This window comes from Maridesulfovibrio spiralis (SeqCode) (assembly GCF_048571135.1).
GTDB classification, from domain to species: Bacteria; Desulfobacterota; Desulfovibrionia; order Desulfovibrionales; family Desulfovibrionaceae; genus Maridesulfovibrio; species Maridesulfovibrio spiralis.
Genome location: NZ_CP182344.1, coordinates 1,893,041 through 1,906,125, shown reverse-complemented (window position 1 = coordinate 1,906,125; position 13,085 = coordinate 1,893,041). Strand labels below are relative to the sequence as shown.

Below are 13,085 nucleotides of genomic sequence, written 5' to 3'. Positions count from 1 at the left end.
GTCCCGCTCAAAGCGGCTCCCGGCAGGGCCCGCCGGGAGGCAACCCTCACACCTCAGACGACGGATTATCCTTTACCCGTTCGTACCAGAGCTTGTGGTGATGCTTGGCGTAATCTTCCGGCACATGTCCGGTGAACATGGAACGGAAACCGGGCTTTTCATCAGGTGAAATTGCCGCCATGTAAATGTGTACCAGCAATCCTGCGAAGACCAGACCTACGGCGAGATAATGCAGGGTAATGGACCAGCTGACCAAAGCCACATGCTCCGGGCCAAACACCCGGTCAGACAGGAACATGATAATCCCGGTGACAACGATCACGATACCGCCCACAACTGAAGCCTGCGCAAAGGCCTTCTGGCCCATGTTGTAGTAACCCTGATCGGGAAGTGCTGAATTCTTGCCGAGCAGCTTCGGTCCGGCAGTCATCAAAACCATTTTACGGATCATCCAGGTAATGTCCCTTGCCGGATCAACCATGAAGACTTCTTTAAGAAAAAACATGGTCCCCTTGAGGTTGATCAACATATAGAAAGCCAGACCTACCACCCAGATAAAGCCTAAGGCAACATGGATGGTCAGCAGATTACCTCCGCCTCCAACCAGCGAACGCATGAAGGCCGGATAGCCGGACCCCAGCGGGTCAATTTCCGGGTTGCCGAAAAGGCCCAGCCCGGTAACCAGCAGCAGAAACCAGCAGGCCGCATTGAACCAGTGAATGAAAATGTCCGAGCGGTCATGCCGCTTGTATTGTCTCTGACTCATTAGGCATCACCTCCCTTGCTTTGGGAGTCGTCATATTCATCGGAACCGACCAGAAGCTGACGCCCAAGCATGACAGCCACCCCCAGACCGGAAAGCCCGACCACGGTTTTGACCAACGGATTGACCATGGTGGTCAGCACGTCCATTGATGAGGGCATCCTTGCTTCAACAGGCCATTCCAGAGGTGCGGTTTCATTGATGTAGATCATGTTCGGCTTGGTGTCCGATCTGGCGTTGATCACCCGGACCAGCTTACCCTTGTTTTCCTGCAACAGCCTGTAGGCTTCGGAATTGGGATCATTGATATCACCGAATACGCGGGCCTTGGTGGGACAGGTGTCCACACAGGCCGGGAGCAGCCCCTGCGCACGGCGGTCAGCGCAGAAATCGCACTTGTCAGCCTTGCGTGTAATTTCGTTACGAAAACGGGCATCGTAGGGGCAGGCGGGCATACAGTTGCCGCAGCCGATGCACAGGGAATTATCAATACGCACAGTACCGTCTGTTTTATCTTTGAATGTCGCCCCGGTGGGACAGGCCTGAACACAGGTAGGATTATCGCAATGCATACAGCCGCCGGGCTGGAAGTGGGTCCGCGGCCTTCCGGAAGCAAAATCCGGGACCGAAGCCTTGATCCAGTTACGCCACTGCCCGTCAGGCACGTCGTTAGCGACCTTGCAGGAAGCCATGCAGCCCTTGCAGTCTATGCATTTTGACGAATCGATGACCATTGCGAGTTGTACTGTCTTACTCATGAGGCCACCTTCCTTGTTACGGAAACAAATGTTTCATGCAGGGCCGCGTTACCGCAGATTTCATCATACCCTTCCTCAAGCACTGCCGACATACTGGCTCCCTCACCGAAGATAAGGCTCAGTTGCGGCGAGAGTGCTCCAAAGCCGGAGAGCATGTAGACGGTATCTTCAAGGATGCCGTCAGTGATCTCGACCTTGAGTTCACCCTTGCCCACGGAACTGGACACTTCCACCATATCGCCGGGCCTGATGCCCAGCCTTTCAGCGGCCTTGGTGTTCAGCCAGAGGGTATTCGGCCCGGTAAGCTGATGCAGCACCGTGTTGTTCTGGGATGAAGTCTGGGTAACCGAAGCACTGCGTCCCACTACCATGCGGAAGCTGTTCTTCGGCGGTTTGGCCGGAGGAGTGTAAACCGGCATGGGGTCCACGCCCATCTTTTCGTAACGCTGGTTGTAGAGTTCAACCTTCTTGCTAAGCGTCTTGTAGACCCGGTCCTCATAGATACCGTAGACCTTACTGGGGTTGTAGTAGACCCCGTCTTTCTTGAAAGCTTCGGCAGCACCGGGCAGTTCGCGCAATTGCTGCTCGCGGTATTCCTCGATGGTGAAATCAAAGTATTCGCCAAGCTCCAGCTTTCCTGCCACATCCTTGAGCACATCAAAAACCGGACGGGATTCATAGAGAGCGGGAACAACAGGATCACGCTGCACAACACAGGCACAGGCCACTGATCCCTGCAAACCGGAAGCCGGGTCCTGCCGTTCCAGATAACTGGGTGCGGGCAGCACAAGGTCGGCCATCCATGCGGTATCACTCATGGCGATATCAACTACGGTCATGAATTCCATGGACTTGCACATTTCCATGGTCTTGGCCCGGTTGGGAGCTGTACCCATAGGATTGGTCTTGTAAACGAACCAGCCCTTGATCGGATACGGTTCACCCTTGAGAACTGCGTCACGAGTGATGACGAAAGAGCCGTCATGCTCAAACATCATGGGCACTTGATGGGCATCGATGCGGTCATCCGGGTTATCGTCGTACCACGGGGCGTCATAGGGAACACCCTTGAGGCCGACTTCACGGGCGGCAAGCAGGCCGCCGGGCTGATCCCAGTTACCGAGCAGCCCGTTCACAATGGCGAAGCTGCGGCGGATCTGGGTGGAATTTTTATAGTCGGAAGTACGGCGGCCCGGATAAATCATGGATGCCGGAGCGGCAGCAGCCAGCTCGCGGGCGATGCGGGCGATATCCTGCGCCGGGATGCCGCATTCTTCAGCAGCAAAACGCGGATCATACTTCTGAACATGCTCGCGGAGTTGCTCAATGCCGTAGGTCTTCTCGGCGATCCACTTCTTGTCGTAAAGGCCTTCATTAATAATTACATGGGCCAGTGCGAGCATGAAAGCCATGTCCGTTCCCGGACGGATGGCGTACCATTCATCCGCAAGGGCGGCAGTCTTGGTATAACGCGGGTCGAGAACGACCAGCTTGCTGCCCTTCTGCATGGCAGTCATCAGGTCGATGGAATCCGGTGTAACCAATGCTTCAAAACGGTTGGCTCCGGCCATGATGATATATTTACTGTTAAGCACATCAGCGAATGGAACTTCGCCGAAGGTATCGAGAAAGGCACGGCTTCCACTAAGCAGACAGAGGGATTCATGGGAAGTCACGTTATAAGATCCGTAAACTTCCGCAAAACGGCCCACGAACTGGGATTGCAGGTCGGCTCCGGCAGAGAACAGATGCCCACAGGGGGTATACTTCTTGCGGATGTCCTGCATCTTTTCAGCCATCAGGCCGACAGCCTCATCCCATGGAATGCGCTGCCACTTGCCCTCACCGCGATCACCTTTTCTAAGCAGGGGATATTTTAGGCGGTCGGGATCATACATCTGAGCCACACCGGCATTGCCGCGGGCGCAGAGCATGCCTCTGGATTTGAGAAATTTGGGGTTGGGATCAAGCTTCTTGACCACACCGTCCTGAACACGGGCGATGCAGCCGCACTTGTTGAAGCACATATCACAGGCCGAGAAGGCCGAATCCCATTCACCGGATGATTGTTTTACCTGCGCGGAGGCTGCTTCCAGCCCGCCCAGTACGGGGACACTCCCGGCTGCGGCAGCGGCCAGCATCCCGGAGGCCTTGAAAAAGTCACGGCGGGAAAGCCTGGTCTTGTCTTTAGCCACTTCCACCTCCATTTTGATCAAGTGGAAAGGAGTTGAGATTATTATGTGGCGGGAAGAATCTTCCCGCCACATAGAAAACGGACTCTTTGCTTTATGATAGCATCAGGCCATCATTTTCGGGCTGAAACCTAGCTGCACTTTGCCGGGGACGGGGAATCTTTGGCGTAGTCATGCAGGTAGGTGAAAATGTCGTTGATGTCCTTTTCTTTGACGTTCTTCCAATCAGGGGAACACTTGATTTTGGAAGTGTCGGAAAACATTGCAGTCCACTCAGCCTGAGTTTTGGTACTGGGGCTTAAATCAGATGCGGTTTGACCGTGGCAGGAGCGACAGTGTTTGCGGTAGAGGAATTTACCTTTACGGGCATTACCACCACCATAAGCAGTCGCCATGCTTGCCATAGCCAGTACCATCAGGACACAACCCAGAATACCGATTACCTTGCGATTCATTGCAAACCTCCAAAATTATTTTCTTAACCCATAACATCCCATGAACTTTATTTGAAGCAAAAGAGATGTTTTTATCCTACTCTTCGACCTCAACATACCCATACGGGGTATAGGTGTCAACAAAAAGTCATTATAGAGCCACAAAGACGATCTTTACCGGAAACGTCCATCGTACTGATGGTTCATAAGGCAGGACTAATTCAAGCAGAATGCCATAGGATGAAAATTAATTTGTCAATTTTCAAGACATCAACCACCAATTCATACCTATTTACGATAAACTATTATCATCTCTCCGCGAAGCTGATGCCGACGCTCTTAGAGTGATAAAATGAACCAAGCATCACTAGCTGATTTTTTTTTAAAATATTTTATCCAAAATTTCGGGACCTTAGTCATTTTGAAACTCAAAACTATACCATTTTAGTATATTTTTTATAAAATCTGGGTTAAATCAACTTCGAGCTTTATTCATAACATATTGAAATACAAGAATTGTTGAGAAAAGCGACCACTTACCCGCCTATCTTGACATAATTCCATACCGTTATTATCTGTTATTGAAATTCAATTTCAAACTCACAAACAAAACAATTTAGGGAGAGAAATAATGAAAAAACTGATTACCCTTGCTATCACAGCAATTATGGTTACGGCATGGTCTGCAGCAGCTTTTGCTTCTGAAGTAGTTGTCTACTCAGCACGAAAAGAACACCTCATCAAACCTCTTTTCGAAGCCTACACTGCTGAAACCGGAGTTAAGGTCAAATACATCACCGGGAAAGCGGGAGCACTCCTCGAACGCATTAAAGCTGAAGGTGCGAACACCCCGGCGGACCTTTTCATCACCGTTGATGCAGGAAATCTTTGGCACGCAGCCAACGAAGGTGTGCTGGCCCCGGTTACATCTGCAACCCTTGAAAAGAATGTGCCCGCCCACCTGCGTGATCCCGAAAACCGCTGGGCCGGACTTTCCGTGCGCGCACGCACAATTGTTTACAACACAAGCAAGGTAGATCCTAACGAACTCAGCACCTACGAAGCCCTTGGTGACTCCAAATGGAAAGGTCGCCTCTTGCTCAGAACTTCCAAAAAAGTATACAATCAGTCTCTGGTAGCATCTTTCATCGCGGAAAAGGGCGCAACTGAAACCGAAAAGATCGTAAAATCATGGGTTAACACTATGCCTGTGGCTCCTTTTTCCAGCGACACCAAAGCTCTTGAAGCTGTTGTTGCCGGAGTGGGCGATGTGACTGTGGTCAACACCTATTACTTCGGTCGCCTGCTCAAGAAGAACCCTGACCTGCCCCTCGCAATTTTCTGGCCCAACCAGAAAACCAACGGTGTGCATGTCAACGTTTCCGGTGCAGGAGTTACCACCCACTCCAAAAATAAGACAGAAGCCATCAAACTGCTTGAATGGCTTTCCTCTGAAAAAGCACAGGGTAAGTTCGCTTCCCTGAACATGGAATATCCCGTTAACCCTGAAGTTAAGCCCGATCCGATTGTTGCCGCATGGGGCGCATTCAAAGAGAATCCCATGAATGTCTCCAAGTACGGTGAATATCAGGCTGAGGCAATCAAGCTTATGGATCGCGCCGGATACAAATAAACAATATGGCTCAAGATATTACGCATAAATCCGCCGGGGGAAATCCTCCAGCCCCCCGGCGGACTACATTTCGAATAAAGTCTCCGGCATGGTTCACCCTTGCCGGAGCACTTGCGCTTGTTGCCGCTGCTCCGTTGCTGGTTATACTCAGCTTTCTGCTTGCACCGAATCAGGACATCTGGTCCCATCTGGCTGAAAATGTACTGGGAACTTTAGCGATCAATACTGTCCTGCTGCTTGTCTGTATCATCCCCCTGACCGCCATAAGCGGAGTTGGGCTGGGCTGGCTGACCGGAGCCTGTGACTTTCCCGGACGTAAATTTTTCTCATGGGCTTTGGTGCTGCCGTTTGCCATTCCCCCGTATGTGTTCGCCTTTGTTTACCTTGGAATATTTGATTTTACCGGCCCGGTACAATCATTCATCAGGTCTGTTTTTCCTGCGGCAGGATTCATCGACATCCGCAATTTCGGCGGGGTTTCGCTAATCCTTTCCCTTGCCTTCTATCCCTATGTCTACCTTATGAGCCGCAGCGCGTTCATGACTCAGGGACGCACTGCCATCGAAGCAGCCCGGACACTGGGCCTTTCTCCGGGCAAAGCATTTTTTAAGGTGGCGCTGCCCATGGCCCGCCCGTTTATTGCCGCTGGCTTGGTCTTGGTCTGTATGGAAAGCCTTGCAGATTTCGGGGCTGTTTCCATCTTCAATTACGATACCTTCACCAACGCCATCTATAAAGCGTGGTTCGGAATGTTTTCCCTTGAAAGCGCGGCCCAGCTTTCCTCAATTCTCGCAATTATTGTTCTGACTGCGCTGGTGGCTGAACAAAAAATGCGTTCCAGAATGCGCTACACAGAGGCCGGACGAAGCAATAAGACTGATCGGCTGAAGCTTACCGGGCCATGGAAATGGTTGGCCTTTGCGAGCTGTTCGGCAATGTTTTTCCTGGCTTTTGCCCTGCCTTGCATCAAACTGACACAATGGGGACTTGAAGCAATTGAAACTGATTTGAACCGTTACCTTGAATACGGTTTGAACACCCTGTTGCTGGGGCTTGCCGGAGCTGCAATTACAACAGCTGCTGCGCTGGCTCTTTCTTTTGCCAAACGGAATGATCCCGGACCGTTCATGAACTGGGCAAGCCGTATCGCCACCCTCGGCTATGCCCTGCCCGGAACCGTACTCGCGGTGGGAATATTCATTCCTGCAGCATGGTTGGATAGTAATCTTGCCACCTTGTTCAAGCCTTTGGGAATCAACACCAGCAACATGATTCAAGGTTCGCTGGGACTGATGATTGCGGCCTACGGGATACGTTTTCTTGCTGCCGGATTCGGAGCAGTGGACAGTGCCATCCAACGTATTACACCGTCCATCGGTGAAGCCGCCCGCACCCTCGGCGCAACCGGAATTAACATGCTGCGCCGGATCTACATGCCCATGCTGAAAAAAGGACTGTTTACCGGGGCAATTCTTGTACTGGTAGATGTGATGAAGGAAATGCCTATCACCCTGATGATGCGTCCCTTCGGCTGGGATACTTTGGCGGTAAAAATATATGAATATACTTCCGAGGGGGAATGGGAACTTGCGGCTGTTCCGGCTGTAGCCCTGATCCTTGTAGGCCTGTTCCCGGTAATGCTGCTGACCCGACAGATGGATAAATAGGAGCCACCATGACTGCCCTGTTAGAAGTTAATAATATAGATAAATTTTATGATCAATTCCACGCGGTAAAAAACGTGACCTTCTCCCTTGAAGAAGGGGAGATAGGCTGCCTGCTCGGTCCCAGCGGATGCGGCAAGACCACTTTGCTCAGGACCATAGCCGGATTTGAAGACATTGCCGCAGGTTCAATTGCCATTGCAAATCAAATCGTTGCCGGACAGAAAAATGTTCCCCCGGAGAAACGGAATATCGGTATGGTCTTTCAGGACTACGCCCTTTTCCCGCACCTGACAGTGGGCGAGAACATCGGCTTCGGCATAGAAAACCTGTCTGTAGATGAAAAGAACAAACGAATTGAAGATCTTTTGAAGACAGTAGAACTGGATGGAGAGGGCGGCAAATACCCTCACGAACTTTCAGGGGGACAGCAGCAGCGCGTAGCCCTTGCCCGTGCCCTTGCTCCGGAGCCGAAGCTGCTGCTCATGGACGAACCTTTCTCCAACCTTGATGTCGCCCTGCGAGAAACCCTTTCCACGGAGATCAGGGAAATTTTAAAATCCAGATCAATCACTGCCCTGATGGTCACCCATAACCAGAATGAAGCGTTCGCCATGGCAGATAAGGTAGGTGTTCTTTCCTGCGGCAGTATGCAGCAATGGGACACACCCCATTCCATCTACCACCACCCCAACAATCCGGTTGTGGCCGGTTTTGTGGGCGAAGGAGTTTTTATCGATGCAGATATTACTGGGGACTACACGGTTAAGTGCGCACTGGGTGAGTTGCAATCAGACATCAAGCTGGAACTTGAATCCGGCGCACGGGCAAAACTGCTCATCCGGCCCGAAGACGTGATTCATGATGACGACAGTCCTTACGGCGCAGAAATAATTTCAAAAACTTTCCGTGGCCCGAATATTCTCTACAAGCTCAAACTTGATAATGGGGAACAGGTTCTTTCGCTGGTTCCCAGCCACCATCAGCATGCTGTGGGGCAGCACATCGGGATATATCAGGAGGTGGAAGACCTTGTCCTTTTTCCAGCTGACAGCAGCATGAATGACGGGGAGCACTGTCCGGTGTAAAGATTAAAAGAAAGGCTGCCCTCCGAAACCCGGGGGCAGCCTTATTAATACTTATGCTATAAAAGCAATTTACATACCGGGCATTCCCTTCACTTCTTCAAGGGATTTTTCCATCTTCTCAAGGCCGCTGTCCATCATCTGGAAACCTTTGCTGTCGCCTTTCTTGACCAATCCCATACCTTTCATCATTTCCATCATGCCTTTGTTGGCGTGGCCCATTGAACCTTTGACCATTGAATGGTGCTTGCCGCCCTCGGCTCCTTTTTCGATCATTTTCATGCCGTTATGCATGGGCATCATTTCCTTGTTCATCATCCCCATACCTTCTTTCATGGTTGCGGGATCATGCATCAGTTTTGCCCCGTGCTTCATATGGGCCAGCCCTTTTTCCATCATGCTGATTCCATCATGCATGGAACCTTCCATTTTTCCCTTGCCGTGACCGGAATGGTCCATATCCATGGCAAAGACTGCACTGGACATTACGAGAATAAGGGCCACTATCGCGCTGATGTTAATAAATTTTTTCATGTTACAACTCCTCTGGCGTGTTGTTTTCTTTTTTTATGACCACCACGGTCAGATCATCTTCCTGCTTACTTCTTCCGGTAAAATCCTGAACAGCAGCAAAAATACCGGATACAATAGACTCTGCTGAAGAATTTTTCTTCAAATTGATTACATCCCACAGTCTCTCCTTACCAAAAAATTCTCCATCCTTATTGGATGCTTCCCAGATTCCATCAGTACCAAGAACGAGAATCTGTCCCTCTTCAAGATCTGCACAGCAATTCTCGGAGAACTCGGCATCCTCAAAAACTCCGAGAACAATCCCTTCTCCTTCCAGACGTATGAAATCATTCTTTGCGGGATCGAAAATAAGTGCGGGTTCATGTCCGGCCCTGACCCAGCGCAATTCTCTTTTGGCGGGATCAAGCTCAACTATGAGCATGGTCATGAACTGGCCTGTTTTATATGTATCCTGTGCCACAAGGCTGTTCACATCGGTGACGATTTCACTCAATTGCCCACCACTCAGTGTCCGCGCCCGCAAGTAACCCCGCACAGAACCCATAAGCATTGCTGCCGGAACACCATGCCCGCTAACATCACCGATAGCGATGCGCATATTTTCTCCGTCGCGGTCCGGGCGGATATAGTCGAAGTAATCACCGCCCAACTCATCACAATACCTGCTTGCACCATAAATATCGTACCCATTCATGTGCGGAGAATGTTGCGGCAGCAGATTGGTCTGGACTTCCATGGCAACATCAAGGGCACTCTTGATTTCAATATGCTCCCTGAGTGCCGGAGCCATGGAATTGAAATCTCGGGCCAGTTCACCGACCTCATCTTCTCCGGCAACTTCAACCCGTGCAGAGAAATCTCCGGAGGCAATGCGTTTCACTCCCCGGGCAAGAATCATAATATTTTCGGTGAATCTTCTGGAGAGAAGGAACGCGAGCAGCGAGACCAGAAAGACAACGACAATCAGTACAAAAACCGTGTGCAGATACTGGTTGTTGATTGCCCGCTGAACGTAGGATCTGGCTTTGTCTGCCGGGGCAACAACATCCTCGTGAGGCAGTATCAGAATCAAGGATACGCCGCGCTCATCAGGGGCTGAAAAAGCCCAGATACTTTCGCGTCCATTATACGGCATGCTGAGAACCCCTGATTTTCCATTCTCCAAAAATCTTTGAAACCGGGAAAACAGGGTTGCGTCTGTAGAGGAAAGAAGCATTTGAGTTGAAGGCGGTTCCCACATATGCATCATGCTTTTACGGCTGGAAGCAGCGACTTCCTTTGCCACAACTTCAACACCACCGGTTCCGTTACCATTCGGCTCAAGACGGACCAGCAGCGAATCAATATTGTGAGAAAACACATCGAGATGGTTGTATCCATGCAACAGGGTATCAAGGGGAACATCAATGGAAACACTGCCAACTGCCTTTTTGTCTATAAATATTCCCAACGAAGCAGTAAGGACTGTTCGCCCGGTAAGAGCATCCCTCTGGGGCAGAGACCAGACAGGAGCCAGACTGTCATTAATAACCGGAACAGTCTTATGCATGTTCATTCCCATTCCGGTTGTTGCCGGGTAGGCAAGACTTTCCCCGGAATTGAAAACAGCCCTGATCCACAGGGTCAACTCGGGATTTTTCAATTCCACAGCTTTCAGCAAGGGCAATACCGCATCCGAAGTTCCGTAAGGCAGTATTGCATTCTGGGCAGAAGCACCGCCCACTTTGTAGCGAACCGAATCAAAATCCAAGGCATAGGAGCCATGCATCATGTTTTGATCGCGTTGCTCATACTTCTTTTCCAACCTCTCGAGATCTCCCTGAGCGGGACTGCTGCCGAGAAATACCTCTGGGAGGCTGAATTCATTTCCGTCTTCAATCCATGCCGAAAGTTCGGCTGAAATCTGCTGTAAATTAAGCTCTACGATCCTGCGTTGTTTGGTCAAAACGCGTGCATGGTCTTCTACCAGCCTTTTGAGTTCCACGCTGCTTTTACTGACCAGTTCCCTTCGGACCTCCCCTCCAATTTCATTGGAAAGGGAACGTAAAGAATCAAGCACCCCGGCCTGAACAAGAACAAGAGGCAGTATCGATACCGTGAGCAGAAGCAGCAGCAGTTTGAAACGTATTTTCATGTAAGGACCTTCGTAGTAGTAATTTCTCTGGCTCGGAACTTTATCTGTATTTAGAATACACTCTTTAAAGCTGTACTCCCAGAGCTATGACTTATTTTTTCACATAACATTCCATCATTAAATTAATAATTAATTTCAATATTTTAAAAAAATAAAGCCACAAAAAAACAAAGGCTGCAGCTTTCCTATGTGAAAACAATTGCACATCATGCAATTTAAGCTAACCACTTGAATTTTACCATACCTTTTTAGTATGGCTTTCTCGGCTTTTAAAGCTAAATGATGTGCAAAGGAGTGCAAACAGTAATTTCAACAATTTTAAATAATTAGTTATGTGTATACAAATATTGCACAAACAGAATTAAAGGCAAAAAGCTAGCCTGCAATTAGTGAATTATATCTATTCTTAAGATATAGTATTCATTACATCCAGTGGTATGGAATAGTAATTGCTCAAGATAAAGAATCCTTCATTCCGCCTTCCGTAACAGGAGAATTTCATGGTTCAAGCCTCCATCACAAAATATACACTTACATTTTTTTTCAGCACGCTCATGTTTCTCCACTCTTTCCCGGCATCGGCGCAAAGCCCGGCAACGGAGGGCGTGCCGAATATACAAGCTGCGCATGGTGAAATCAGAGAACTAACCAGCTACCTTGTGGATGCTGCCCGTAACAACGATGACCTCTACGCTGCTTTTTACAACTGGAAAGCAGCGTTGCAGCGTGAAGCCAGCGTTTCCGGTCTGCCGGACCCCAGATTCAGTTTTGCATGGTTCATCCAGCCCGTGGAAACCCGCACTGGGCCGCAGGAATTCAAATACGGATTAAGCCAGACCCTGCCATGGTTCGGCAAACTCGGCCTGAAAGGGGAGCAGGCATTGCGGGATGCCGACATCAAGAAAGCCCGTTTTGACAATCTCAAGTTGAAAATATTCACCGAAGTAAAAAAAACATATTACGATTATGCCTACCTTGCCCAGGCCATCCGCATCACCCGCGAAAATATTGGGTTGATGAAATATCTCGAAAGCGTGGCCCGCACCCGTTATTCCACCGGGGCAGGAGCATATGACGGGGTGATAAAAACTCAGGTTGAACTAGGTAAACTTGAAGAACGTTTGAGTTCTCTCGAAGAACGTAAAGGACCGACCGTAGCTAAACTTTTAGCTGCCATGAACAGTGCAGACGATCAGACGCTGCCCTTTCCAGAATCAATACCGGTAATGGAAATAGGCATGTCTTCAGATGAACTGAAGGAAGAATTCAAAGCCGGAAATCCGCGGTTAAAAGAGCTTGATCATTCTGTTGATAGAGAAAAAATCTCAGTAGAGCTGGCTAAAAAGGATTATTACCCGGACTTCACTTTCGGTGTCGAGTACATCCAGACAGGTGACTCCCGTTCACCGAATGTAACCAATGCGGACCGTGATCCGATAGTCACCGGAATGTCCGTAAACCTGCCCATCTGGATGAACAAGCAGGATGCGCAGCTGAGTGAAGCCGAGAACAAGGTCAAATCCGCTTCCCGGAAAAGGGCCGGGCTTGAGCGTAACCTTACTGCCGATCTTGAGTTGGAAATCTACAAATATCAGGATGCCATACGCAAAGTAAATCTCTACCGGGACAGCCTGACTCCCAAGGCAGAACAATCCCTTGCTGTCTCAATTGAGGCATTTCAATCCGGAACAGCAACATCAGGTGATCTTATTGATGCCGAACGGACCCTTATCGAATTTCAACTGGCCTACTATCAAGCTCTTGCCGAGCAGGCCAAGCGGTTAGCCTCCATCGAATATCTGGTCGGTCGTGAGATACCGTGCACCATTCATGGTCAGGCCATACCCGAATCAAATATTTCCATTCCTGAAATCAAATAAAACGGACG

General features: G+C 49.8%; 10 protein-coding genes. 4 read left to right on the top strand and 6 right to left on the bottom strand.

Annotated features, from left to right (window positions below):
* Positions 1-46: 46 nt before the first annotated feature.
* From ACNI29_RS08585 to ACNI29_RS08570, 4 genes are all read right to left on the bottom strand, one after another.
* Positions 47-766: a formate dehydrogenase subunit gamma gene (locus ACNI29_RS08585; protein WP_419781790.1), complete on the bottom strand. Its 720-nt coding sequence runs from the start codon at positions 764-766 to the stop codon at positions 47-49.
* Positions 766-1,521, bottom strand: coding sequence for a 4Fe-4S dicluster domain-containing protein (locus ACNI29_RS08580; RefSeq protein WP_419781789.1), 756 nt, complete (start codon positions 1,519-1,521; stop codon positions 766-768). The genes ACNI29_RS08585 and ACNI29_RS08580 overlap by 1 nt, the downstream gene beginning before the upstream one ends.
* Positions 1,518-3,728, bottom strand: coding sequence for a molybdopterin-containing oxidoreductase family protein (locus ACNI29_RS08575; RefSeq protein ID WP_419782097.1), 2,211 nt, complete (start codon positions 3,726-3,728; stop codon positions 1,518-1,520). Before ACNI29_RS08575 ends, ACNI29_RS08580 begins: the two co-directional genes overlap by 4 nt.
* Positions 3,729-3,844: 116 nt before the next feature.
* Entirely contained in the window at positions 3,845-4,168 is a 324-nt protein-coding gene (locus ACNI29_RS08570; protein WP_419781788.1) for a c-type cytochrome, read from the bottom strand.
* Between the two features lie 610 nt (positions 4,169-4,778).
* Here ACNI29_RS08570 and ACNI29_RS08565 point away from each other — a divergent pair.
* The 3 genes from ACNI29_RS08565 to ACNI29_RS08555 are packed head-to-tail and all read left to right on the top strand — an operon-like array spanning position 4,779 to position 8,532.
* Entirely contained in the window at positions 4,779-5,780 is a 1,002-nt protein-coding gene (locus tag ACNI29_RS08565) for an extracellular solute-binding protein (RefSeq protein WP_419781787.1), read from the top strand.
* 5 nt (positions 5,781-5,785) lie between these two features.
* The gene (locus ACNI29_RS08560) at positions 5,786-7,447 is read left to right on the top strand and encodes an ABC transporter permease (RefSeq protein WP_419781786.1); all 1,662 of its coding nucleotides are present in this window, start codon (positions 5,786-5,788) and stop codon (positions 7,445-7,447) included.
* An 8-nt stretch (positions 7,448-7,455) separates the two neighbouring features.
* Positions 7,456-8,532 (top strand): ABC transporter ATP-binding protein, encoded by a 1,077-nt coding sequence (locus ACNI29_RS08555; protein WP_419781785.1) that lies wholly within the window; start codon positions 7,456-7,458, stop codon positions 8,530-8,532.
* Between the two features lie 69 nt (positions 8,533-8,601).
* Here the strand turns inward: ACNI29_RS08555 and ACNI29_RS08550 are convergent, their stop codons facing one another.
* Positions 8,602-9,063 (bottom strand): hypothetical protein, encoded by a 462-nt coding sequence (locus tag ACNI29_RS08550; RefSeq protein ID WP_419781784.1) that lies wholly within the window; start codon positions 9,061-9,063, stop codon positions 8,602-8,604.
* Between the two features lies 1 nt (position 9,064).
* Entirely contained in the window at positions 9,065-11,197 is a 2,133-nt protein-coding gene (locus ACNI29_RS08545) for a PP2C family protein-serine/threonine phosphatase (protein WP_419781783.1), read from the bottom strand.
* 605 nt (positions 11,198-11,802) lie between these two features.
* Here ACNI29_RS08545 and ACNI29_RS08540 point away from each other — a divergent pair.
* A complete protein-coding gene (locus tag ACNI29_RS08540) occupies positions 11,803-13,077 on the top strand; it encodes a TolC family protein (RefSeq protein WP_419781782.1) in 1,275 nt (424 codons plus the stop codon).
* Positions 13,078-13,085: the final 8 nt, after the last annotated feature.